This is a genomic window from Oceanitalea stevensii (assembly GCF_014837105.1).
GTDB classification, from domain to species: domain Bacteria; phylum Actinomycetota; class Actinomycetes; order Actinomycetales; family Actinomycetaceae; genus Oceanitalea; species Oceanitalea stevensii.
In genome coordinates, this window is record NZ_JACSPO010000001.1 from 1,043,716 (window position 1) to 1,067,293 (window position 23,578).

Consider the following 23,578-nt stretch of genomic DNA (forward strand, 5'->3'; position numbering starts at 1 on the left):
CGCTCTCCTACTCTCAGCGCTTCTTGCCGGTGCGCCGGCGGCGCACGATGAGCTGGTCGCTCGGCTTGTTCGGACGGCGGGTCCGGCCCTCGGGCTGACCCCAGGGGCTGACCGGGTGGCGACCACCGGAGGTCTTACCCTCACCACCACCGTGGGGGTGGTCGACGGGGTTCATCGCGACACCACGGACGGTCGGGCGCTTGCCCTTCCACCGCATGCGGCCGGCCTTGCCCCAGTTGATGTTCGACTGCTCGGCGTTGCCGACCTCACCGATGGTGGCGCGGCAGCGGGAGTCGACGTTGCGAATCTCACCGGAGGGCATCCGCAGCTGGGCCATCGTGCCCTCACGGGCGACGAGCTGGACCGACGCACCGGCCGAGCGGGCGATCTTCGCGCCGCCACCGGGCTTGAGCTCGATGGCGTGGATGACCGTACCGACGGGGATGTTGCGCAGCGGCAGGTTGTTGCCCGGCTTGATGTCCGCACCGGGGCCGTTCTCGATGACGGTGCCGACCGAGATCTTGTTCGGCGCGATGATGTAGCGCTTCTCGCCGTCGGCGTAGTGCAGGAGCGCGATGCGCGCCGTGCGGTTGGGGTCGTACTCGATGTGCGCGACCTTCGCCGGCACGCCGTCCTTGTCGTGACGGCGGAAGTCGATGACGCGGTAGGCACGCTTGTGGCCACCACCCTTGTGACGGGTGGTGATCCGACCGGTGCTGTTACGGCCACCGCTCTTGCTCAGCGGGCGGACCAGCGACTTCTCGGGCTGCGACCGGGTGATCTCGACGAAGTCGGCCACGCTCGAGCCACGACGGCCCGGCGTCGTCGGCTTGTACTTACGGATTGCCATGGGTGTCGATCCTCAATCTCTCCAGCGCGCGGCGTCAGCCGGCAACTTCACCGAAGATGTCGATGGTGCCCTCGCGCAGCGTGACGATCGCGCGCTTGGTGTCCTTACGCTTGCCGAGGCCGGTGCGGGTCCGCCGGGTCTTGCCCTGACGGTTCGCCGTGTTCACCGAGCTGACCTTGACCTGGAAGATCGCCTCGACGGCGTTCTTGATCTCGGTCTTGTTCGAGCGCGGGTCGACGAGGAAGGTGTACTTCCCCTCGTCGATGAGGCTGTAGCTCTTCTCGGAGACCACCGGGGCGATGATGACGTCCCGGGGGTTCTTGTTGTGCTCGATGCTCACTTGCCATCCTCCTCGCGCGGCGCGGCGGTCCCGAGGAACTCCTCGAGGGCGGCGGCCGTGAACACGACGTCGTCGTTGACGAGGACGTCGTAGGTGTTGAGCTGGTCGACCCAGATGAGGTGGGTGCTGGGGACGTTGCGCAGCGACTTGAGCGTGAGCTCGTCACCGCGGGTCAGCACGACCAGGGCGCTCCGCTCGGCCACGACGTTGCGCAGCGCGGCGAGTGCGGCGGACGTCTTCGGCACGTCGCTCGAGACGAGCTCGCTGACGACGTGGAGACGGCCGGCGCGAGCGCGGTCCGAGAGGGCGCCACGCAGGGCGGCGGCCTTCATCTTCTTGGGGGTGCGCTGGGTGTAGTCGCGCGGGACGGGCCCGTGCACGACGCCACCACCGGCGTACTGCGGCGCGCGGATCGAGCCCTGACGGGCGCGGCCGGTGCCCTTCTGGCGGTACGGCTTCTTGCCACCACCGCGGACCTCGGCCCGCGTCTTGGTCTTCGCGGTGCCCTGTCGCGCGGCGGCGAGCTGGGCGACGACGACCTGGTGGATCAGCGGCACGTTCGTGGGGACGTCGAAGATCGCGGCGGGCAGCTCGGCGGAGCCGGACTTCTTGCCCGTGGCGTCCAGGACGTCGACGGTCTGGGTGTCAGCCATGGTCACGCCCCCTTCACAGCGGTACGGACGACGACGACGCCGCGCTTCGGGCCGGGGATCGGGCCGGCAACGAGCAGCAGGCCCCTCTCGACGTCGACGGCGTGGATCGTGAGGTTCTGGGTGGTCTGGCGCTTGTGGCCCATGCGACCGGCCATCCGCTGGCCACGGAACACGCGGCCGGGCGTCGAGGCCCCGCCGATCGAGCCGGGCTTGCGGTGGTTGCGGTGCGCACCGTGGGAGGCGCCGACGCCGGAGAAGCCGTGACGCTTCATGACGCCCGCGGTGCCCTTGCCCTTCGTGGTGCCGATGACGTCGACGACGGTGCCGGCCTCGAACGCGTCAGCGCGCAGCTCCTGGCCGACGGTGTAGCTGTCGGACTCGGAGGTGCGGACCTCGGTGACGAAGCGGCGCGGCGTCGTGCCGGCCTTCTCGAAGTGGCCCTTGAGGGGCTGGGTGACCTTGCGCGGGTCGATCTCGCCGAAGGCGAGCTGTACGGCGCTGTACCCGTCGGTCTCGGGGGTCCGCAGCTGGGTCACCACATTGGTGCCCACCTGCACGACCGTCACCGGGACGAGGTGTCCGTCCTGGTCCCAGACCTGGGTCATGCCGAGCTTGGTGCCGAGCAGGGCCGTGACCGGCCTGCTCGCAGCCTGCTTGGTGAAGGTAGTCATTGTGGCGAACCTCAGAGCTTGATCTCGATGTTGACGTCGGCGGGCAGGTCGAGCCGCATGAGCGAGTCAACGGCCTTCGGCGTCGGGTCGATGATGTCGATGAGGCGCTTGTGGGTGCGCATCTCGAACTGCTCGCGGCTGTCCTTGTACTTGTGCGGTGAACGAATGACGACGAAGACGTTCTTCTCCGTCGGCAGCGGCACCGGACCCACGACCGTCGCACCAGCGCGAGTCACCGTGTCGACGATCTTGCGCGCCGAGCTGTCGATGACTTCGTGGTCGTAGGACTTGAGCCTGATGCGGATCTTCTGTCCCGCCATGGCGTCGTCTAACCTCTCTCGTACCGCTCTGTTACCGTCCCCCGCGCTCGGGCGTGTCGCGCTGTGCGCACACACCTGAGCACGGCGCATCGTCGATGCGGGGCCCTTGTGCTTGCTTGTGGAGCCAGGGCTCGGGGCCCGACTCAGCCTGACACCCGGGGGCACGCCCCCAGGCAACCGGAACAGTCTGCCAGACTCGACCGCCTCATGGCGAATCGACCCCGGCCTCACCGGTGTGTTCTTGGTCATCGGGGGGCCTGCGGCCCTCCGACAAGCTTGTCGGCGCTCGTGGTGCGGTCACCGCGAGCACGCATGCCGGGCTCTCACCCGACCCGATCTACCCTACCAGCCCGCGCGCCTCCTTGACGAGGCCGGTCGCGTGACCTCCCGCACCGCGGACACCGGCCGTCCCTCACGGGCGGCCGACCACCTCCTCTCCCCGCCGCAGCCGGCGCACGGAGCACCGGCACCCCAGCCGCACCGCCGGCCGACGGCGCCCCGACAGCCGGGTCCCGCCCGCAGCCTGCCGGCGGCGGAGCGCGGCGGCTGTCGGTGCGCGACGCGGGGCGGGATCCAGCTCTCGGCGAGGGGGTGGAGCGGGGCGGACGCCGAAGGGCCCGGCGAGCGTGCTCGCCGGGCCCTTCGGGTCGTGCTGGTGCTGGGTCTAGGCCCAGCGCAAGATCACTGCAGGATCTTGACGACGCGGCCGGAGCCCACGGTGCGGCCACCCTCGCGGATGGCGAAGCCGAGGCCCTCCTCCATCGCGATCGGCTGGATGAGGTCGACCGTCATCTCGGTGTTGTCGCCGGGCATGACCATCTCGGTGCCCTCGGGCAGCTGGATGACGCCGGTGACGTCCGTGGTGCGGAAGTAGAACTGCGGGCGGTAGTTCGAGTAGAAGGGGTTGTGACGCCCACCCTCGTCCTTGCTCAGGATGTAGACCTGGGCCTCGAACTTCGTGTGCGGGGTGATCGAACCCGGCTTGACGACGACCTGGCCACGCTCGACCTCCTCGCGCTTGGTGCCACGGAGGAGCAGGCCGACGTTCTCACCAGCCTCGGCGGTGTCGAGGAGCTTGCGGAACATCTCGACGCCGGTGACGGTCGTCTTGATGGACTTCTCCTTGATGCCGACGATCTCGACCTCGTCGTTGACCTTGAGCGCGCCGCGCTCGACACGGCCGGTGACGACGGTTCCACGACCGGTGATCGTGAAGACGTCCTCGATCGGCATGAGGAAGGGCTTGTCGATGTCGCGCTCCGGGGTCGGAACGTTCTCGTCGACGGCGGCCATGAGCTCCTCGACGGAGGCGACCCACTTCGGGTCACCCTCGAGGGCCTTGAGCGCGGAGACGCGCACGACCGGCGCGTCGTCGCCCGGGAACTCCTGGCTCGAGAGCAGGTCGCGGACCTCGACCTCGACGAGCTCGAGGATCTCCTCGTCGTCGACCATGTCGGACTTGTTCAGCGCGACGAGGACGTAGGGCACGCCGACCTGGCGGGCGAGCAGGACGTGCTCACGCGTCTGGGCCATCGGGCCGTCGGTCGCCGCGACCACGAGGATCGCGCCGTCCATCTGCGCGGCACCCGTGATCATGTTCTTGATGTAGTCCGCGTGACCGGGAGCGTCGACGTGGGCGTAGTGGCGCGCCTCGGTCTGGTACTCGACGTGCGAGACGTTGATGGTGATACCGCGCTGACGCTCCTCGGGAGCGTTGTCGACCTGGTCGAACGGGGTGAACGCGTTCAGGTCGGGGTACTTGTCCGCCAGCACCTTGGAGATGGCCGCGGTCAGCGTCGTCTTACCGTGGTCGACGTGACCGATGGTGCCGATGTTGACGTGCGGCTTGGTCCGCTCGAACTTGGCCTTCGCCACTTGTGTCCTCCTGGGACTCGGGTAGTTGTCTGCTCATCGTCAGGTGCGTGTGCGCCTGTCGGGGAGCAAGCCCTACGGGTCGGTTTGTGAAAAGGGGGTACTGCTGGTCGACCAGTGGGACTTACTCGCCCCGGGTCTTCTTGATGATCTCCTCGGCAACGTTCCGAGGAACCTCGGCGTAGCTGTCGAACTGCATCGAGTACACCGCGCGACCCTGGGTCTTGGACCGCAGGTCGCCGACGTAGCCGAACATCTCCGACAGCGGCACCAGTGCGCGAACGACCTTGATGCCAGTCGCGTCCGTCATGGACTGGATCATTCCACGACGGGAGTTGAGGTCGCCGATGACGTCGCCCATGTACTCCTCGGGCGTACGCACCTCGACGTCCATGACGGGCTCGAGGAGCACGGGGTCCGCCTTGCGGACACCCTCCTTGAACACCATCGAGCCGGCGATCTTGAAGGCCATCTCCGAGGAGTCGACCTCGTGGTATCCACCGTCGAGCAGGATCGCCTTGACACCCACCATGGGGTAGCCGGCGAGGACACCGTTCTGCATGGAGTCCTGGATGCCCGCGTCCACGCTCGGGATGTACTCGCGCGGGATGCGGCCACCGGTGACCTTGTTCTCGAACTCGTAGAGCTCGCCCTCGGCGGTGTCGAGGGGCTCGAAGGTGACCTGCACCTTCGCGAACTGGCCGGAGCCACCGGTCTGCTTCTTGTGCGTGTAGTCGACCTTCTCGGCCTTGCGGCGGATGGTCTCGCGGTAGGCGACCTGCGGCTTGCCGACGTTCGCCTCGACCTTGAACTCGCGACGCATGCGGTCGACGAGGACGTCGAGGTGGAGCTCACCCATGCCGCCGATGACGGTCTGGCCGGTCTCGTCGTCCAGGCGGACGGTGAAGGTCGGGTCCTCCTCGGCGAGCTTCTGGATCGCGGTGCCGAGCTTCTCCTGGTCGCCCTTGGTCTTGGGCTCGACCGCCACGTGGATGACGGGCTCGGGGAAGCTCATCGACTCGAGGACGATCGGGGCGTCCTGGGCGCACAGGGTGTCACCGGTGGTGGTGTCCTTGAGGCCGATGAACGCGTAGATGTGACCCGCGTGGGCCTCCTCGACCGGGTTCTCCTTGTTGGAGTGCATCTGGAAGAGCTTCCCGATGCGCTCCTTCTTGCCCTTGGTCGAGTTGAGGACCATGTTGCCCTGCGTCACCTTGCCCGAGTAGACCCGGACGTAGGTGAGCTTGCCGAAGAACGGGTGCACGGCGACCTTGAACGCCAGCCCGGAGAACGGCTCGTCCTCGCTGGGCTTACGGGTCAGCTCCTGCTCCTCGTCGTTGACGGCGTGGCCCACCATGGCGGGCACGTCGAGCGGCGAGGGGAGGTAGTCGATGACCGCGTCGAGGATCGGCTGCACGCCCTTGTTCTTGAAGGCGGTGCCGCAGAAGACGGGGAAGGCGTCACCGGTGACCGTGAGGGCGCGCACGCCCTTCTTGATCTCGTCGGTGGTCAGCTCCTCGCCGCCGAGGTACTTCTCGAGAAGCTCCTCGTCGGCCTCGGCCACGGCCTCGATGAGCTCGGCGCGGTACTGGGCGGTCTTCTCGACGAGGTCCGCGGGGACCTCCTCGATCGTGTAGTCCTCACCCTTGCTGACCTCGCCGCGCCAGGTGAGCGCGCGGTTGTAGACGACGTCGACGACGCCGATGAAGTCGGACTCGGAGCCGATGGGCAGCTGCATGACGAGCGGCTTGGCCTTGAGGCGGTCCTTGATGGTCTGCACGGTGAAGTAGAAGTCCGCACCGAGCTTGTCCATCTTGTTGACGAAGCAGATGCGCGGGACGTTGTACTTGTCCGCCTGCCGCCACACGGTCTCCGACTGCGGCTCGACGCCCTCCTTGCCGTCGAAGACGGCGACGGCGCCGTCGAGGACGCGCAGGGAGCGCTCCACCTCGACGGTGAAGTCGACGTGCCCGGGGGTGTCGATGATGTTGATCTGGTTGTCGTGCCAGTAGCAGGTCGTGGCGGCCGACGTGATCGTGATGCCGCGCTCCTGCTCCTGCTCCATCCAGTCCATCGTGGAGGCGCCGTCGTGCGTCTCCCCGATCTTGTAGTTGATACCGGTGTAGAACAGGATCCGCTCGGTGGTCGTCGTCTTGCCGGCGTCGATGTGCGCCATGATGCCGATGTTGCGGACCTTGGTCAGATCGGTCAGCACGTCAAGTGCCACAGGAGACTCTCTTCAGTCGATTGCGGGTGCAGGGCGAGGAGGCGCCGACTACCAGCGGTAGTGCGCGAAGGCCCGGTTGGACTCGGCCATCTTGTGGGTGTCCTCGCGGCGCTTGACCGCGGCACCGAGGCCGTTGGAGGCGTCGAGGATCTCGTTCATGAGGCGCTCGGTCATCGTCTTCTCGCGACGGGCGCGGGCGTAGTCGACGAGCCAGCGCAGCGCGAGCGTCGTCTGCCGGGACGGGCGGACCTCGACGGGCACCTGGTAGGTGGCGCCGCCGACGCGGCGGGAACGGACCTCGAGGGAGGGACGGACGTTGTCCAGCGCGCGCTTGAGGACGGCGGTGGGGTCACCGTCGGTCTTCTCGCGGACGCCCTCGAGGGCGTCGTAGACGATCCGCTCGGCGGTGGACTTCTTGCCGTCCCGCAGGATGCGGTTGACGAGCTGGGTGACGGTCGGGGACCCGTAGACCGGGTCGACGACGAGCGTCCGCTGAGGTGCGGGACCCTTGCGCGGCATTACTTCTTCTCCTTCTTCGCGCCGTAACGGCTGCGAGCCTGCTGGCGACCACGGACACCCTGGGTGTCGAGCGCGCCGCGCACGATCTTGTAGCGGACGCCGGGGAGGTCCTTCACGCGACCACCGCGGACGAGCACGATGGAGTGCTCCTGGAGGTTGTGACCGACGCCGGGGATGTAGGCCGTGACCTCGATCCCGCTGGACAGGCGCACGCGCGCGACCTTGCGGAGCGCCGAGTTCGGCTTCTTCGGGGTCGTCGTGTACACGCGGGTGCACACCCCGCGCCGCTGGGGGCTGCCCTTGAGGGCGGGCGTCTTCGACGTCGAGGTCTTGACGCTGCGGCCCTTGCGGACCAGCTGCTGAATCGTGGGCACTACGTCTCCGTCTCGGATGTGTTTCTCTGCTTGATGTTCGCCCGGCGAACCGGGTGGGCCGCCGGCCTGACCGTCTGACGGTCGTCTGCTGGCCCCTGCCCCCCGCGCTCGGGAGTGTCGCCGAGCCTGCGGATCACAAGCACGCACGAGGGACCCGATGTCGCGGGCACCGCCCAGTAGCGTACTCTGCCGCAGTTTCTTGCGTCAAAGCGTGGCGGCTTGACGTCCGTCACGCGTTCCGTGGGGGGGGGGGGGGGGGGCGGCGCTGCGGCCGCCCCACGGACTGGTCACACGCCGCGGAAGTCCACGCCGAAGGAGTCCGGACCGAAGTCCAGCTCCTCGAGCATGATCGGGTCCGAGCCGCCCTGGACGAAGTCCAGCTCGCTGTAACCCAGCTGGGAGAAGGCCTTCGCCTTCGCCTCCTCGGTCGGCTCGACGTCCACGTTGCGGTAGCGGGGCAGACCCGTGCCGGCGGGGATGAGCTTTCCGAGGATGACGTTCTCCTTGAGGCCGAGCAGCGGGTCGCGACGCCCGCTCATCGCGGCCTCGGTCAGCACCTTGGTGGTCTCCTGGAAGGAGGCCGCCGACAGCCACGAGTCCGTGGCCAGCGACGCCTTGGTGATGCCCATGAGCTCGGGGCGACCGGAGGCCGGCGTCCCGCCCTCGGAGACCGTGCGACGGTTCTCGTCCTCGAAGCGGCCACGCTCGGCGAGCTCGCCGGGCAGGAGCCGGGACTCGCCCGAGTCGAGCACGGTGACGCGCTTGAGCATCTGCCGGACGATGACCTCGACGTGCTTGTCGTGGATGTCCACGCCCTGGGAGCGGTAGACCTCCTGGACCTGGTCGACGAGGTGCTTCTGGACCGCACGCGGGCCGAGGATGCGCAGGACCTTCTTCGGGTCCACGGCGCCGGCGACGAGCTGGCGGCCGACGGCCACGTGCTCGCCGTCCTCGACCAGCAGGCGCACGCGCTTGGAGACCGGGTAGGCCAGGTCCTCACCGCCGTCGTCGCGGACGACGACGATCTTGCGGGTGCGCTCCGAGTCGTCGATCTTCACGCGGCCGGCGGCCTCGCTGATCGGCGCCTCACCCTTGGGGGTGCGGGCCTCGAAGAGCTCCTGGATACGGGGCAGACCCTGGGTGATGTCCTCGGCCGAGGCCGCACCACCGGTGTGGAAGGTACGCATCGTCAGCTGCGTGCCGGGCTCACCGATGGACTGGGCCGCGATGATGCCGACAGCCTCGCCGATGTCGACGAGCTTGCCGGTGGCCAGCGAGCGGCCGTAGCACTTGGCGCAGGTGCCCACGCGGGACTGGCAGGTGAGGACCGAACGGACCTTGACCTGCGTGACCCCGGCGGCGACGAGCCGTGCGATGAGGACGTCACCGACGTCCGCGCCCGCCTCGGCGACGACGGTGCCGTCGTCGGTCGTGGCGTCCTGCGCGAGCGTGCGGGCGTAGACGCTGGTCTCGACGGTGTCGAGCAGCAGCAGGCCCCCGGAGGAGTCCGTCTCCGCGATCGGCAGGGTCAGCCCCAGCGAGGTCCCGCAGTCGTCCTCGCGGACGATGACGTCCTGGGAGACGTCGACGAGACGACGGGTGAGGTAGCCGGAGTCGGCGGTCCGCAGCGCGGTGTCCGCCAGGCCCTTACGGGCGCCGTGCGTCGCGGTGAAGTACTCGAGGACGGACAGGCCCTCGCGGTAGTTCGACTTGATCGGACGCGGGATGATCTGGCCCTTGGGGTCGGCGACCAGACCACGCATACCGGCGATCTGACGCACCTGGTGCCAGTTACCACGGGCACCGGAGGTGACCATCCGGAAGATGTTGTTGTCCGCCGGGAAGTTCACCCGCATGGCCTGGTCGACCTCGTTGGTCGCCTGGGTCCAGATGTCGATGAGCTCGGAGCGACGCTCCTCCTCGCTGCGGCGACCGAGGTCGTACTCGCGCTGGACCTTCTGCGCCTTCTCCTCGTAGGACTCGAGGATGTGCGCCTTGGTGTCCGGGGCGACGACGTCGGAGATCGCGATCGTGACGCCCGAGCGGGTGGCCCAGTGGAAACCGGCCTCCTTGAGGGCGTCGAGGCTCGCGGCCACCTCGACCTTCGGGTAGCGCTCGGCGAGGTCGTTGACGATCCCCGAGAGCTCCTTCTTGCCGACGACGCCGTTGACGAACGGGTAGTCGATCGGCAGCGCCTCGTTGAACAGCGCACGGCCCAGGGAGGTCTCGAGGGTGATCGAGTCACCCTCCTCCCAGCCCTCCGGCGCCGTCCAGCCGAGCGGCGGGACGAGGTCGGTGAAGCGGATCCGCACGGTCGCGCCGAGGTCGAGCTCGCCGGCGTCGAAGGCCATCCGCGCCTCGGAGGGCGAGCCGAAGACCCGGCCCTCCCCCACGCCACCGGGCTTGTCGCCGGTGAGGTGGAACAGGCCGATGATCATGTCCTGGGTGGGCATGGTCACCGGACGGCCGTCCGAGGGCTTGAGGATGTTGTTGCTCGAGAGCATGAGGATGCGGGCCTCGGCCTGCGCCTCGGTGCTCAGCGGCAGGTGGACAGCCATCTGGTCGCCGTCGAAGTCGGCGTTGAAGGCGCCGCACACGAGCGGGTGGAGCTGGATGGCCTTGCCCTCGACGAGCTGCGGCTCGAAGGCCTGGATGCCGAGGCGGTGCAGCGTGGGGGCACGGTTGAGCAGCACGGGGTGCTCGGTGATGACCTCCTCGAGCACGTCCCACACCTGGGTGCGGGCGCGCTCGACCATCCGCTTGGCGGCCTTGATGTTCTGCGCGTGGTTGAGGTCGACGAGCCGCTTCATGACGAAGGGCTTGAAGAGCTCGAGCGCCATCTGCTTGGGCAGGCCGCACTGGTGCAGCTGCAGCTGCGGGCCGACGACGATGACCGAACGGCCGGAGTAGTCGACGCGCTTGCCGAGCAGGTTCTGACGGAAACGTCCCTGCTTGCCCTTGAGCATGTCGGAGATCGACTTGAGGGCGCGGTTGCCGGGTCCGGTGACCGGACGGCCACGGCGGCCGTTGTCGAACAGCGAGTCCACGGCCTCCTGGAGCATCCGCTTCTCGTTGTTGACGATGATCTCCGGCGCGCCGAGGTCGAGCAGCCGCTTGAGGCGGTTGTTCCGGTTGATGACGCGGCGGTAGAGGTCGTTGAGGTCGGAGGTCGCGAAGCGGCCACCGTCCAGCTGGACCATCGGGCGCAGGTCCGGCGGGATGACCGGGACGGCGTCCAGGACCATGCCCAGCGGCGAGTTCTCCGTGGTGAGGAACGCGTTGACGACCTTGAGGCGCTTGAGGGCGCGGGTCTTGCGCTGACCGGTCCCCGTGGAGATGGTCTCGCGCAGCGACTCCGCCTCGGCGGCCAGGTCGAAGGTCTCCAGGCGCTTCTGGATGGCCTCGGCCCCCATGTAGCCCTTGAAGTAGATGCCGTAGCGGGCCTGGAGCTCGCGGTAGAGCAGCTCGTCGCCCTCGAGGTCACCGACCTTGAGGTTCTTGAACCGGTCCCAGATCGTGTCGAGACGGTCGAGGTCCTGGTCGGCGCGCTTGCGGATCTGCGCCATCTCGCGCTCGGCGGACTTGCGCAGCTTCTCGCGGGCGTCGGCCTTGGCCCCGGCCTGCTCGAGCTCGGCGAGGTCCTCCTCCAGGCGCTTGGCGCGGGCCTCGATGTCGGTGTCGCGCTTGCGCTCGACGTCCTGCTTCTCGAGGTCCATCTCGTTCTGGAGGCTGGACAGGTCCTCGTGGCGCCCGTCCTGGTCCACCTCGGTGATCATGTACGCCGCGAAGTAGATGACCTTCTCGAGGTCCTTCGGGGCGAGGTTGAGGAGGTAGCCCAGGCGCGAGGGGACGCCCTTGAAGTACCAGATGTGGGTGACGGGGGCGGCGAGCTCGATGTGGCCCATCCGCTCACGGCGCACCTTGGAGCGCGTGACCTCGACACCACAGCGCTCGCAGATGATGCCCTTGTAGCGCACGCGCTTGTACTTGCCGCAGTTGCACTCCCAGTCCCGGGTGGGACCGAAGATCCGCTCGCAGAACAGGCCGTCCTTCTCAGGCTTGAGCGTGCGGTAGTTGATCGTCTCGGGCTTCTTGACCTCTCCGTGGGACCAACCACGGATCTCCGATGCCGTGGCCAGGCCGATGTGGAGCTGGTCGAAGACATTGACGTCGAGCAAGGTTTCCTACTTCCTTCGGTATGTCACCGTGTGGAATCCAAACGGGGCCGGCGGGGCTGCCGTGACGCGGGCGTCACGGCAGCCCCGGCCTCCTAGATGTCGTCGACGCTGCTGGCGTCGGGACGACGCGACAGGTCGATCCCGAGCTCGTCGGCGGCCCGGTAGACCTCCTCGTCGGCGTCACGCAGCTCGATGGCGTTGCCCTCCGCGTCCAGTGCCTCGACGTTCAGGCACAGGGACTGCATCTCCTTCATGAGCACCTTGAAGGACTCGGGGATGCCGGGCTCGGGGATGTTCTCGCCCTTGACGATGGCCTCGTACACCTTGACGCGTCCGGGGATGTCGTCGGACTTGATCGTCAGGAGCTCCTGCAGCGCGTAGGCGGCGCCGTAGGCCTCCAGTGCCCACACCTCCATCTCACCGAAGCGCTGGCCACCGAACTGTGCCTTACCGCCCAGCGGCTGCTGGGTGATCATCGAGTACGGGCCGGTGGACCGGGCGTGGATCTTGTCGTCCACGAGGTGGTGGAGCTTGAGGATGTACATGTAGCCGACCGCGACGGGCTCGGGGAAGGGCTCCCCGGAGCGGCCGTCGAACAGACGGGCCTTGCCGTCGGTGCCGACCATGCGCTCGCCGTCACGGTTGGGCGTCGTGTGGCCGAGGAGTCCGGTGAGCTCGTGCTCGTGGATGCCGTCGAACACCGGCGTCGCGACCGGAGTGCCGGCCTCTCCGCGCAGCGAGCCCTCGGGCAGGTTCTCGGTCCACGTGCCCTCGCCCTGCGGCGCGTCGGTGGCGTCCCAGCCCTGCTTGGCGACCCACCCGAGGTGGGTCTCGAGCACCTGGCCGACGTTCATGCGGCCGGGCACACCGAGCGGGTTGAGGATGATGTCGACGGGCGTGCCGTCCTCGAGGAAGGGCATGTCCTCGACCGGGAGGATCTTGGAGATGACACCCTTGTTGCCGTGGCGCCCGGCGAGCTTGTCGCCGTCGGTGATCTTGCGGCGCTGGGCGATGTAGACGCGCACCATCTGGTTGACGCCGGCGGGCAGCTCGTCGTCCTCGTCCGCGTTGAACTCCTGGATACCGATGACGGTCCCGGACTCACCGTGGGGCACCTTGAGGGACGTGTCGCGCACCTCGCGGGCCTTCTCGCCGAAGATCGCGCGGAGCAGGCGCTCCTCGCTCGTCAGCTCGGTCTCACCCTTGGGCGTGACCTTGCCGACGAGGATGTCGCCGGCGCTGACCTCGGCACCGATGCGGATGATGCCGCGCTCGTCGAGGTCGGCGAGGACGTCCTCGGAGACGTTCGGGATGTCCCGGGTGATCTCCTCGGCGCCCAGCTTGGTGTCGCGGGCGTCGACCTCGTGCTCCTCGATGTGGATGGAGGACAGGACGTCCTCGGCCACGAGGCGCTGGGAGAGGATGATCGCGTCCTCGTAGTTGTGGCCCTCCCACGACATGAACGCGACGAGGAGGTTGCGGCCCAGGGCCAGCTCGCCGTCGTCGGTCGCGGGGCCGTCGGCCAGCGCGGAGCCGACCTCGACGCGGTCACCCTCGTCGACCAGCACGCGCTGGTTGTAGGACGTGCCCTGGTTGGAGCGACGGAACTTCGCGACGCGGTAGATCTGGTTCGTGCCGTCGTCGGCGGCCACGTGGATCGCGTCCGCGGAGACCTCGCTGACGACGCCGGGCTTGCTCGCCGTGATGACGTCGCCGGCGTCGACCGCCGCGCGACGCTCCATGCCGGTGCCCACGAGCGGGGCCTCGCTGCGGACCAGCGGGACCGCCTGACGCTGCATGTTGGCGCCCATGAGCGCACGGTTGGCGTCGTCGTGCTCGAGGAAGGGGATCATCGCGGTCGCGACGGAGACCATCTGACGCGCGGAGACGTCCATGTAGTCGACGTCGGCGGCGGGGACGGCGGCCATCTCGCCGCTGCCGCCGCTCGCGCGGACGAGCACCTGCTCCTCGCGGAACCGGCCCTCGTCGTCGAGCTTGGCGTTGGCCTGCGCGATGACGTAGCGGTCCTCGTCGTCGGCGGTGAGGTAGTCGACGTCGTCGGTGACCTGGCCGTCGACGACGCGACGGTAGGGGGTCTCGACGAAGCCGAAGGGGTTGATCCGCGCGAAGGTCGCGAGCGAGCCGATGAGGCCGATGTTCGGGCCCTCAGGGGTCTCGATCGGGCACATGCGGCCGTAGTGCGAGGGGTGGACGTCACGGACCTCCATCGCCGCGCGGTCACGGGACAGACCACCCGGGCCGAGGGCGTTGAGACGACGCTTGTGCGTCAGCCCGGCCAGCGGGTTGTTCTGGTCCATGAACTGCGACAGCTGCGACGTGCCGAAGAACTCCTTGATGGAGGCGACGACCGGCCGGATGTTGATGAGGGTCTGCGGCGTGATCGCCTCGACGTCCTGCGTGGTCATGCGCTCGCGCACGACGCGCTCCATCCGGGACAGACCCGTGCGGATCTGGTTCTGGATGAGCTCGCCGACCGACCGGATGCGGCGGTTGCCGAAGTGGTCGATGTCGTCGGTCTCGACGCGCACCGTGACCTGCTCGCCGTCGCGCTCGACGGTGTACTCCGTCTCGCCCTTGTGCAGGGCGAGGAGGTAGCGGACCGCGGCCTTGATGTCCTCGACGCGCAGCACGGACTCGGTGAGGTCACCGCTCGTGCCGAGCTTCTTGTTCACCTTGTAGCGGCCGACCTTGGCGAGGTCGTAGCGCTTGGAGTTGAAGTAGTAGTTGTCGAGGAGGTTGCGACCGGCCTCGACCGTCGGCGGCTCGCCGGGGCGGACCTTGCGGTAGATGTCGAGCAGGGCCTCGTCCTGGGTGCTGACGTTGTCCTTCTCGAGGGTCTCCAGGAGGACCGGGTAGTCGGCGAACTCCTCGCGGATCTCGCTCTCGGTCATGCCGAGGGCGCGCAGGAAGACGGTGATCGACTGCTTGCGCTTGCGGTCGATGCGGATCCCGACGGCGTCGCGCTTGTCGATCTCGAACTCGAGCCAGGCACCGCGCGAGGGGATGATCTTCGTCGTGAAGATGTCCTTGTCGGACGTCTTGTCGGCGCTGCGCTCGAAGTACACGCCCGGGGAGCGGACGAGCTGGGAGACGACGACACGCTCGGTGCCGTTGATGATGAACGTGCCGCGCTCGGTCATGAGCGGGAAGTCACCCATGAAGACCGTCTGCGACTTGATCTCGCCGGTCTCGTAGTTGGTGAACTCCGCCGTGACGAACAGCGGAGCGGCGTAGGTGAAGTCCTTCTCCTTGCACTCCTCCGGCGTGTACTTCGCCGGCTCGAAGCGGTGATCGTTGAAGGAGAGGGACATCGACTGGCCGAAGTCCTCGATCGGGGAGATCTCCGCGAAGATCTCCTCCAGCCCCGAGGTGCGGGGAACGTTCTTGTCGCCCTGCTCGATGGCAGCGGCGACGCGGTCGCGCCACGCCGGGTTGCCGAGGAGCCAGTCGAAGCTCTCGGTCTGCAGCCCGAGAAGATCGGGCGCCTGGAGCGGCTCCTGGATCTTGGCGAACGAGACACGGCGCGAGGCGAGCCGTGTGGCGATGTCTTCAGCGGTGGGAACAGAAGAGGTGCGCGAGGCAGCCAAAGGGGGTCCTTCCCTGCGAATTGTGTGCACACTGCGCTGTCGGGACTGTCTCCTCGTCGCGTCGACCCAGCACACGGCAGGGTTCGGGGCGGCAGACAGGCAGGCAGAAGTCAGCGCAAAGCGACAGCATACACACGTGCGCAGGGCAATGTCCAGCGCACCCTCGCGCTGCAGGCCCTGGTCTGACCGACGCCGCTCACCATACGCCATCGCCCCGGGTGGGAGAAGTTGTGGCGCGCCGGGACTTTATGGGGAACGCCGACGGCCCGGCACCCCGAGGGGTGCCGGGCCGTGACGGGCCGTGAGGCCGGTGGAGCTATGAGGTCACTTGACGGAGACGGTGGCCCCGGCGCCCTCGAGGGCCTCCTTGGCCTTGTCCGCGGTGTCCTTGTCGACGCCCTCGAGGACGGCCTTGGGGGCCGAGTCCACGAGGTCCTTGGCCTCCTTGAGGCCGAGGCTCGTGAGCGCGCGGACCTCCTTGATGACCTGGATCTTCTTGTCGCCGATCGCGTCGAGGACGACGTCGAACTCGGTCTTCTCCTCCTCGGCCGCGCCGGCGTCGCCGCCGCCGGCCGGGGAGGCCGCGGCAACCGCGACCGGAGCAGCGGCGGTGACCTCGAAGGTCTCCTCGAACTGCTTCACGAACTCGGAGAGCTCGATGAGGGTGAGCTCCTTGAAAGCCTCGATGAGCTCGTCGGTGGTGAGCTTCGCCATGGGTGGCGTCCTTCCTGGTTGTTCTGCCCTGTGCTGTCTACTGCGTGGAGCAGGGTGGGGTGGGGGTACCGAAGCCTCAGGCGGCGTCGGCTGCCTGCTTCTCGCGCAGGGCCTCGATGGTGCGCGCGGCCTGGGTGGCCGGCGCGGTGAACATGTACGCAGCCTGGTAGAGCGCTGCCTTGAACGCGCCAGCCGCCTTGCCCAGCAGCACCTCACGGCTCTCGAGGCTCGCGAGCGTGTCGACATCCTTCGCCGACAGCGCCCGGCCCTCGAGCACGCCGCCCTTGATGACGAGCTGGGGGTTGCTCTTGGCGAAGTCACGCAGACCCTTGGCAGCCTCGGAGGGCTCCCCGGTCACGAATGCGATCGCCGTCGGGCCGGTGAGCTGGTCCTCGAGTCCCTCGAGCCCAGCCTCCTTCGCCGCGATGGAGGTCAGCGTGTTCTTCACGACGGCGTAGCTGGCATTGGTGCCGAGCGAGCGGCGCAGCTCCTTGAGCTGGCCGACGCTGAGCCCGCGGTACTCGGTGAGCACGACGGCGTTTGCCTCACGCAGCTGCTGCGTGAGCTCGGTGACTGCCGCCACCTTGTCAGGCCTCGCCATGGCCCTCCTTCTCGGTCGTGCCGCCGGAGGATGAGGTCGAGCAACAAAAAAGCCCCGCGCAGGGTGTGCACGGGGCGCGTCGCGAGACGGCGTCACATGATCACCTGCGCTGGCTCCGCTGCTGCGGACTTCGACCCGTCATGGCTGACGGGGGACCGGCGGTCTTGGGCAGAGGCAACAGTACCCCGGCAGCGGCCCCCGGTCCAAGTCCGTGGGCCGAGGTGTGCCCCACCCCACACCCAGCAGCGCCCCGGTCCTTGCGGGCCGGGGCGCTGCTGACGTGGTCTCAGGTCAGGACGGGGTGTCCGAGGTGAGGTTGCGCGTGAGGGTGGCGTCGAGCGGGATGCCCGGGCCCATCGTCGTGGCCATGGTGGCCTTGGAGATGTACCGGCCCTTGGAGGACGCCGGCTTGAGCCGCAGCACCTCGTCCAGGGCGGCGGCGTAGTTCTCCACCAGCTGCTCCTCGGAGAAGGAGACCTTGCCGACGATGAAGTGGAGGTTGGAGTTCTTGTCGACGCGGAACTCGATCCGCCCGCCCTTGATCTCCGTGACCGCCTTGGCGACGTCCATGGTCACCGTGCCGGTCTTCGGGTTGGGCATGAGGCCACGGGGGCCGAGCACGCGGCCGAGGCGGCCGACCTTGCCCATGAGGTCCGGCGTCGCGACGGCGGCGTCGAAGTTCGTGTAGCCCGCGGCGACCTTCTCGATGAGCTCGTCGCCACCGACCTCATCGGCTCCGGCGGCCTCGGCCTGCGCCGCGCGCTCGCCGACGGCGAAGACGAGGACACGGGCCGACTTGCCGGTGCCGTGGGGCAGGCTGACGGTGCCGCGCACCATCTGGTCCGCCTTGCGGGGGTCGACGCCGAGACGGAAGACGACCTCGACGGTCTGGTCGAACGTCGTGGTCGCGCTCTCCTTGGCGAGGCGGACGGCCTCGAGGGGGGCGTAGACCTGGGAGCGGTCGATCTTCTCGGCCGCCTTGCGGTAGTTCTTGCTGCGCGTGGTCATGCTGCTTCTCCTAGTTTGAGCAGTCGTGGTCTGCGGGTCCGCGCCGGACCCTGCCACGGGGCGCCGAGGCGCCTGGAACGACGGACGCGGGAGGCGTCCTGGCGCCTCAGTCCGAGACAGTGATGCCCATGGAACGGGCGGTGCCGGCGATGATCTTCGCGGCGGCGTCGACGTCGTTGGCGTTGAGGTCGACCATCTTGCCCTCGGCGATCTCGCGGACCTGCGCCATCGTGAGGCTGCCGACCTTCGCGGTGTGCGGGGTGCCGGAGCCCTTGGCGACGCCGGCGGCCTTCTTGATGAGCTCGGCGGCCGGCGGGGTCTTGGTGACGAAGGTGAACGAGCGGTCCTCGTACACCGTGATCTCCACGGGGACGACGTTGCCGCGCTGCGACTCGGTCGCCGCGTTGTACGCCTTGCAGAACTCCATGATGTTCACGCCGTGCTGGCCCAGCGCGGGGCCGATGGGCGGCGCGGGGGTCGCGGCGCCGGCCTGGATCTGGAGCTTGATCAGGCCTGCAACCTTCTTCTTGGGAGGCATGGTGCGTCCTTATGTTCCTGGGCGTCGGTGACCGCCGACGCCGCCTTGCGGGTCCGGCGCAGCAGGAAGCGTGCGCCGGGGAGCCGTCCGCTCAGATCTTGGCGACCTGCGAGAACGACAGCTCGACCGGGGTCTCCCGGCCGAAGATCGACACGAGCACCTTGAGCTTCTGCTGCTCCGGGCTGATCTCGGAGATCGTGGCCGGGAGGGTCTCGAAGGGCCCGTCGGTGACGGTGACGGACTCGCCGACGGAGAACTCGACCTCGATCGGGGTGCTCGGGGCACTCCCGCCGGCCGCGGCCTTGGCCGTCTCCTTGGGGGCGAGGGTCGGGGCGAGCATCGAGAAGACCTCGTCCTCGGTCAGCGGCACCGGCTGGTGCGTGTGGCCGACGAAGCCGGTGACACCGGGCGTGTGGCGCACCGCGCCCCACGACTCGTCGGTCAGGTCCATGCGCACGAGCACGTAGCCCGGGATACGGACCCGGGTGACGAGCTTGCGCTGGGAGTTCTTGATCTCGACGACGTCCTCCATCGGGACCTCGACCTGGAAGATGTAGTCCTCCATGTTGAGGCTCTGCGTGCGGTTCTCGAGGTTCGCCTTGACGCGCTTCTCGTAGCCCGCGTAGGAGTGCACGACGTACCAGTGGCCCGGCTGCAGCCGCAGCTCGCGGCGGAACTCCTCCTCGGGGGAGACGTCCTCGGCGTCCTCGGCGTCGTCCTCGGGGGAGTCCTCGACGACGGCCGACTGCTCGCCAGGGGTCGAGTCCTCGCCTGCGGCCTCGCTCTCCTCGACGGCTGCGGCGCTCTCGGCCTCCGCACCCGGCAGGTCGCTCGGGGTGTCGTCAGGAGCCTCGTCCGGGGCCGTGTGCTCCACGGTCTCCTCAGTCACGGGGTCACCAACTTTCTTGCGTCGTAGTTCGATGCTGCGGGGGGCGGGATCAGCCGCCGAACACCCACAGCGCCAGCCGCCCGAAGCCCAGGTCGACAAGGCCCACGTAGGCCATGATCGCCAGCACGAAGACGATGACGACGACGAAGAACGTGAACAGCTCGTTGCGGGTCGGCTTGACGACCTTCTTCAGCTCGGCGATCACCTGGCGGACGAACAGCGCGATCCGGGCGAAGAGACCACGCTTCTTGGTCGTCCCGTCCCCGGCGCGGCCGGCACGCTCGGGCTTGCCCGAGGTCGTGCTCGCGGACTCACTCACAGGCGGTCTTCCTCACTGGTCAGGGTGTCGTGGCCGAGGGCGCCGTGTCGACGCCGCTGCTGCAGGGCAGGAGGGACTCGAACCCACAACCGCCGGTTTTGGAGACCGGTGCGCTACCAATTGCGCCACTGCCCTTCGCGACTTCCTCCCCCGACCGACCGTCGCAGCGCGCGGTCGAGCCGGTGGGCGAGAGCCACCAGGGATCGAGTGTACGCGTCCGGGGCCGCTTGGTCGAATACGGCTCCCCGTGACGCTCGTCGCCGCCCCTCCGTCCGCGGGACGGGCGGGCCGGGACTGCGCGCGCGGGCCGTGCCACCATAGCCGGGTGAGCGAGCACACGAGCACCCCGAGCACCCCGTCCCCCACGCGCGTCTCCGCCCGGCTGGCGGCGATCGCCGAGAGCGCCACGCTGGCGGTCGACGCGAAGGCGAAGGCGCTCAAGGCCGCCGGCCGGCCGGTCATCGGCTTCGGCGCCGGCGAGCCGGACTTCCCCACCCCCCAGTACATCGTCGACGCGGCCGTCGCCGCGGCGCAGGACCCGGTCAACCACCGCTACTCCCCCGCCAAGGGCCTGCCCGTCCTGCGCGAGGCGATCGCGGCCAAGACGCTGCGCGACTCCGGCTACGAGATCTCCCCGGACCAGGTCCTCGTGACCAACGGGGGCAAGCAGGCGGTCTACCAGGCCTTCGCCGCGATCATCGACCCGGGCGACGAGGTCCTCCTGCCCGCCCCGTACTGGACCACCTACCCCGAGGCCATCGCGCTGGCCGGCGGGCGCACCGTCGAGGTCGTCGCCGGCTCCGACCAGGACTACCTCGTCACGGTCGAGCAGCTCGAGGCGGCCCGCACGCCCCGGACCAAGGCGCTGCTCTTCTGCTCGCCGTCCAACCCCACCGGCGCCGTCTACTCCCCCGAGCAGACCGCCGCGATCGGCCGCTGGGCCCACGAGCACGGCGTGTGGGTCATCACCGACGAGATCTACGAGCACCTCGTCTACGACGACGCCGTGTTCACCCCGGTCCTGCGCGCCGTCCCCGAGCTCGCCGACACGACGATCGTCCTCAACGGCGTCGCCAAGACCTACGCGATGACCGGCTGGCGCGTGGGCTGGATGGTCGGCCCGAACGACGTCATCAAGGCGGCGACGAACCTCCAGTCGCACCTCACCTCGAACGTCGCCAACGTCTCCCAGCGCGCCGCCCTCGCCGCGGTGTCCGGCGACCTCAGCGCCGTCGCGACGATGCGCGAGGCCTTCGACGAGCGCCGCCGGACGATGGTGAGCATGCTCCGGGAGATCGACGGCGTCGAGGTCCCCACCCCGCGGGGCGCGTTCTACGCCTACCCGAACGTCGAGGGCGTCCTCGGGCGCACCATCCGTGGCCGCACGCCGCAGACCTCCGCGGAGCTGGCCGCGCTCATCCTCGAGGAGGCCGAGGTGGCCGTCGTGCCCGGTGAGGCCTTCGGCCCCAGCGGCTACCTGCGCCTGAGCTACGCGCTGGGCACCGAGGACATGGTCGAGGGCATCCGGCGCATCCAGGAGCTCCTCGCCTGACGCGAGCACGCGACGAGAGAGGCCCGGGCGCAGCGCCCGGGCCTTTTCTCATCCCTGTCTCATGCCCGGCCCCGATACTGACCGGGTGAGCACCCGCCGTCGTCGTCCCCTCACGGTCCGCACCCGCATCCTCGCGACCGTGCTGGTGCTGAGCGCGCTCGCCCTCGTCGCGGCCGGCGGGACGGCGTGGGGGCTGCAGCGCATCCGCGTGGACCGGGACATCGACGAGGCCCTGGACCGGACGATCACCGAGCTGCGCACCCTCGCGGCGACGGGCGTCGACCCGGACACCGGCAGGGCCTTCCAGGACTCCGACCGTCTGCTCTACACGATGATGAGCCGCGAGGTGCCGGCGACCAACGAGGGCATGATCGCCTTCATCCGCGACAACGTCCGCTACCAGACGCAGGACATCGGTGTCCCCCTCGCCCTGGACCCCGAGCTCGTCCACGCCGTCTCCGACGCGTGGGAGTCGGAGGGGACCGTCATCGCGACGCTGCGGACCTCCCAGCGGCAGTACCGCTACGCCGCCGTCCCGGTCCGGGTCGGCGACTCGACCCCCGGGGCGATCATCCTCGCCTTCGACCGGGACGCGGAGCAGGCGGAGGTCGGCGCGACCTTCCGCACCTACGGGATCGTCGCGGCCGTCTCGCTCCTCGTCCTCGCCGTCGTCGCCTGGGTCCTCTCCGGTCGTCTCCTGCGGCCGCTGCGGACGCTGCGGGAGACGGCCGAGCAGATCAGCGACACCGACCTGTCCCGCCGTATCCCGGTGGACGGCGACGACGACCTCTCCGACCTCGCCCGCACCTTCAACGACATGCTCGGGCGCCTGGAGACGGCCTTCGCCTCCCAGCGCCAGCTCCTCGACGACGCCGGGCACGAGCTGCGCACGCCGATCACCATCGTGCGGGGCCACCTCGAGCTCATGGACCCGACCGACGAGCAGGACGCGACCGAGACGCGCGCGCTCGCGCTGCGCGAGCTCGACCGGATGCACCGGCTCGCCGACGACCTCGTCCTCCTCGCCCGGTCCGAGGCGCCGGACTTCGTGCGGACCGAGGCGACGGACGTCGGCACGCTCCTCGACAACGTCCTCGACCAGGCCCGGCAGCTGGGCAACCGGCGCTGGCGGGTGACCACCCGCGCCGAGGCCGTCGTCGACGTCGATCCCGAGCGCGTGACGCAGGCACTCCTCCAGCTCGCGGCCAACGCGGTGAAGTTCTCCGACGACGGCAGCACCGTCCGCCTCGGCTCCAGCCTCGAGGACGACCGCCTGGCCCTGTGGGTGGAGGACGAGGGCATCGGTATCCCGCCCGAGCAGCAGGGCCGGATCTTCGAGCGCTTCGCCCAGGTGACCGGGCCGCAGCGACGCTCGGCCGGCGGCTCCGGCCTCGGCCTGTCGATCGTCGCGGCGATCGCGGCGGGCCACGAGGGGCGCGTCGACGTCACCTCCACCCCGGGCAGGGGCTCGCGCTTCACGCTGCTCCTGCCGGCACCAGGCGTCCAGCCCGCCCCCATCCCCGACGACGAGATCGTCGTCGACCCCGACGAGCTCGGCGCAGAGGGCGCCGACCAGGACGGAGCCCGCTAGATGTCCCAGATCCTGATCGCCGAGGACGAGCCCGGCATCTCCTCCTTCATCACCAAGGGCCTGCGCGCCGCGGGCTACGCCTCGACGGCGGTGACCACCGGCCAGGAGGCGCTCGTCCTCGCGCTGGCCGGGGACGTCCAGCTCCTCGTCCTCGACATCGGCCTGCCGGACATGGACGGGTTCACCGTCCTGCGCCGGCTGCGGGAGGCCGGCTCGGCCCTGCCGGTCATCATCCTCACCGCCCGGACCTCCGTGGACGACACCGTCGCGGGCCTCGAGGGCGGGGCCGACGACTACATGCCCAAGCCCTTCCGCTTCGAGGAGCTCCTCGCGCGGATCCGGCTGCGCCTGCGCGCGCCCGAGCAGGGCGGCCAGACGACGAACGTCCGCTCCTTCGGTGACCTGTCCCTCGACCTGCGTACCCGGCACGCGACGGTCGCCGGCCGGGAGGTGGAGCTGTCCGCCCGCGAGTTCTCCCTCGCCGAGACCTTCCTGTCCCACCCGGGCCAGGTCCTCAGCCGCGAGCAGCTGCTCGACCGGGTGTGGGGCTACGACTTCGACCCCGGCTCCAACGTCGTGGACGTCTACGTCCGCTACCTGCGCAAGAAGCTCGGCGCCGAGCGGATCGTCACCGTGCGCGGCATGGGCTACCGCCTCGTCGACACCACCCGCTGACACGCCACCGCCCACTTCCGCATATGCGGAAGAACCACGGCTCCGCCACGCCTTGCGCCGCAGCTTTCGCGCATATGCG

At 69.1% G+C, this 23,578-nt stretch carries 20 protein-coding genes and 1 tRNA gene; 3 read left to right on the top strand and 18 right to left on the bottom strand.

Features of this window, described 5'->3' with window-relative positions; translation table 11 throughout:
• Nucleotides 1-13: 13 nt before the first annotated feature.
• The 18 genes from rplB to H9624_RS04890 form a co-directional block, all read right to left on the bottom strand.
• Complete coding sequence (gene rplB, locus H9624_RS04805) at nt 14-850, bottom strand: 50S ribosomal protein L2 (RefSeq protein ID WP_152187613.1); 837 nt, start codon at nt 848-850, stop codon at nt 14-16.
• Between the two features lie 34 nt (nt 851-884).
• On the bottom strand, nt 885-1,190 hold the full coding sequence (rplW, locus tag H9624_RS04810; protein ID WP_110852531.1) for a 50S ribosomal protein L23: 306 nt from the start codon (nt 1,188-1,190) through the stop codon (nt 885-887).
• Complete coding sequence (gene rplD / locus H9624_RS04815) at nt 1,187-1,843, bottom strand: 50S ribosomal protein L4 (RefSeq protein WP_251838722.1); 657 nt, start codon at nt 1,841-1,843, stop codon at nt 1,187-1,189. Before rplD ends, rplW begins: the two co-directional genes overlap by 4 nt.
• Before the next feature lie 2 nt (nt 1,844-1,845).
• Complete coding sequence (gene rplC / locus H9624_RS04820; RefSeq protein ID WP_251838723.1) at nt 1,846-2,514, bottom strand: 50S ribosomal protein L3; 669 nt, start codon at nt 2,512-2,514, stop codon at nt 1,846-1,848.
• An 11-nt stretch (nt 2,515-2,525) separates the two neighbouring features.
• The gene (gene rpsJ, locus H9624_RS04825; protein ID WP_110852528.1) at nt 2,526-2,834 is read right to left on the bottom strand and encodes a 30S ribosomal protein S10; all 309 of its coding nucleotides are present in this window, start codon (nt 2,832-2,834) and stop codon (nt 2,526-2,528) included.
• Between the two features lie 681 nt (nt 2,835-3,515).
• Nucleotides 3,516-4,709 carry an elongation factor Tu gene (gene tuf / locus H9624_RS04830; protein WP_251838724.1) on the bottom strand — a complete coding sequence of 398 codons (1,194 nt, stop codon included), beginning with the start codon at nt 4,707-4,709 and terminating at the stop codon, nt 3,516-3,518.
• A gap of 121 nt (nt 4,710-4,830) precedes the next feature.
• The gene (gene fusA / locus H9624_RS04835) at nt 4,831-6,933 is read right to left on the bottom strand and encodes an elongation factor G (protein ID WP_251838725.1); all 2,103 of its coding nucleotides are present in this window, start codon (nt 6,931-6,933) and stop codon (nt 4,831-4,833) included.
• 48 nt (nt 6,934-6,981) lie between these two features.
• The gene (rpsG, locus tag H9624_RS04840) at nt 6,982-7,452 is read right to left on the bottom strand and encodes a 30S ribosomal protein S7 (protein WP_110852525.1); all 471 of its coding nucleotides are present in this window, start codon (nt 7,450-7,452) and stop codon (nt 6,982-6,984) included.
• The gene (gene rpsL, locus H9624_RS04845; RefSeq protein ID WP_110852524.1) at nt 7,452-7,826 is read right to left on the bottom strand and encodes a 30S ribosomal protein S12; all 375 of its coding nucleotides are present in this window, start codon (nt 7,824-7,826) and stop codon (nt 7,452-7,454) included. Before rpsL ends, rpsG begins: the two co-directional genes overlap by 1 nt.
• Nucleotides 7,827-8,113: 287 nt before the next feature.
• Entirely contained in the window at nt 8,114-12,004 is a 3,891-nt protein-coding gene (locus H9624_RS04850) for a DNA-directed RNA polymerase subunit beta' (RefSeq protein WP_251838726.1), read from the bottom strand.
• A gap of 92 nt (nt 12,005-12,096) precedes the next feature.
• Nucleotides 12,097-15,612, bottom strand: coding sequence for a DNA-directed RNA polymerase subunit beta (gene rpoB / locus H9624_RS04855; RefSeq protein WP_251838727.1), 3,516 nt, complete (start codon nt 15,610-15,612; stop codon nt 12,097-12,099).
• Nucleotides 15,613-15,936: 324 nt separating this feature from the next.
• Nucleotides 15,937-16,326, bottom strand: coding sequence for a 50S ribosomal protein L7/L12 (gene rplL, locus H9624_RS04860; protein WP_251838728.1), 390 nt, complete (start codon nt 16,324-16,326; stop codon nt 15,937-15,939).
• 76 nt (nt 16,327-16,402) lie between these two features.
• Nucleotides 16,403-16,927, bottom strand: coding sequence for a 50S ribosomal protein L10 (gene rplJ, locus H9624_RS04865; protein ID WP_251838729.1), 525 nt, complete (start codon nt 16,925-16,927; stop codon nt 16,403-16,405).
• A gap of 291 nt (nt 16,928-17,218) precedes the next feature.
• On the bottom strand, nt 17,219-17,935 hold the full coding sequence (gene rplA / locus H9624_RS04870) for a 50S ribosomal protein L1 (RefSeq protein WP_251838730.1): 717 nt from the start codon (nt 17,933-17,935) through the stop codon (nt 17,219-17,221).
• A 106-nt stretch (nt 17,936-18,041) separates the two neighbouring features.
• The gene (gene rplK, locus H9624_RS04875) at nt 18,042-18,473 is read right to left on the bottom strand and encodes a 50S ribosomal protein L11 (RefSeq protein ID WP_251838731.1); all 432 of its coding nucleotides are present in this window, start codon (nt 18,471-18,473) and stop codon (nt 18,042-18,044) included.
• Nucleotides 18,474-18,564: 91 nt separating this feature from the next.
• Nucleotides 18,565-19,362, bottom strand: coding sequence for a transcription termination/antitermination protein NusG (gene nusG / locus H9624_RS04880; RefSeq protein ID WP_251838732.1), 798 nt, complete (start codon nt 19,360-19,362; stop codon nt 18,565-18,567).
• Between the two features lie 49 nt (nt 19,363-19,411).
• Nucleotides 19,412-19,681 carry a preprotein translocase subunit SecE gene (gene secE, locus H9624_RS04885; RefSeq protein ID WP_251304060.1) on the bottom strand — a complete coding sequence of 90 codons (270 nt, stop codon included), beginning with the start codon at nt 19,679-19,681 and terminating at the stop codon, nt 19,412-19,414.
• A gap of 62 nt (nt 19,682-19,743) precedes the next feature.
• A tRNA-Trp gene (locus H9624_RS04890) sits at nt 19,744-19,816 on the bottom strand.
• A gap of 190 nt (nt 19,817-20,006) precedes the next feature.
• Here H9624_RS04890 and H9624_RS04895 point away from each other — a divergent pair.
• From H9624_RS04895 to H9624_RS04905, 3 genes are all read left to right on the top strand, one after another.
• On the top strand, nt 20,007-21,233 hold the full coding sequence (locus H9624_RS04895; RefSeq protein ID WP_251838733.1) for a pyridoxal phosphate-dependent aminotransferase: 1,227 nt from the start codon (nt 20,007-20,009) through the stop codon (nt 21,231-21,233).
• 85 nt (nt 21,234-21,318) lie between these two features.
• The gene (locus tag H9624_RS04900; protein WP_251838734.1) at nt 21,319-22,824 is read left to right on the top strand and encodes a sensor histidine kinase; all 1,506 of its coding nucleotides are present in this window, start codon (nt 21,319-21,321) and stop codon (nt 22,822-22,824) included.
• Nucleotides 22,825-23,499, top strand: a complete 675-nt coding sequence (locus tag H9624_RS04905) for a response regulator transcription factor (RefSeq protein WP_251838735.1) — start codon at nt 22,825-22,827, stop codon at nt 23,497-23,499.
• The last annotated feature ends 79 nt before the right edge of the window (nt 23,500-23,578 follow it).

Coding starts and splice junctions, on each gene's coding strand:
- rpsG (WP_110852525.1), bottom strand. CDS start 7,452: ATGCCGCGCAAGGGTCCCGCACCTCAGCGGACGCTCGTCGTCGACCCG.
- rplK (WP_251838731.1), bottom strand. CDS start 18,473: ATGCCTCCCAAGAAGAAGGTTGCAGGCCTGATCAAGCTCCAGATCCAG.
- rplL (WP_251838728.1), bottom strand. CDS start 16,326: ATGGCGAAGCTCACCACCGACGAGCTCATCGAGGCTTTCAAGGAGCTC.
- H9624_RS04905 (WP_251838735.1), top strand. CDS start 22,825: ATGTCCCAGATCCTGATCGCCGAGGACGAGCCCGGCATCTCCTCCTTC.
- rpsJ (WP_110852528.1), bottom strand. CDS start 2,834: ATGGCGGGACAGAAGATCCGCATCAGGCTCAAGTCCTACGACCACGAA.
- rplB (WP_152187613.1), bottom strand. CDS start 850: ATGGCAATCCGTAAGTACAAGCCGACGACGCCGGGCCGTCGTGGCTCG.
- rplJ (WP_251838729.1), bottom strand. CDS start 16,927: ATGGCGAGGCCTGACAAGGTGGCGGCAGTCACCGAGCTCACGCAGCAG.
- rplD (WP_251838722.1), bottom strand. CDS start 1,843: ATGGCTGACACCCAGACCGTCGACGTCCTGGACGCCACGGGCAAGAAG.
- rplA (WP_251838730.1), bottom strand. CDS start 17,935: ATGACCACGCGCAGCAAGAACTACCGCAAGGCGGCCGAGAAGATCGAC.
- rplC (WP_251838723.1), bottom strand. CDS start 2,514: ATGACTACCTTCACCAAGCAGGCTGCGAGCAGGCCGGTCACGGCCCTG.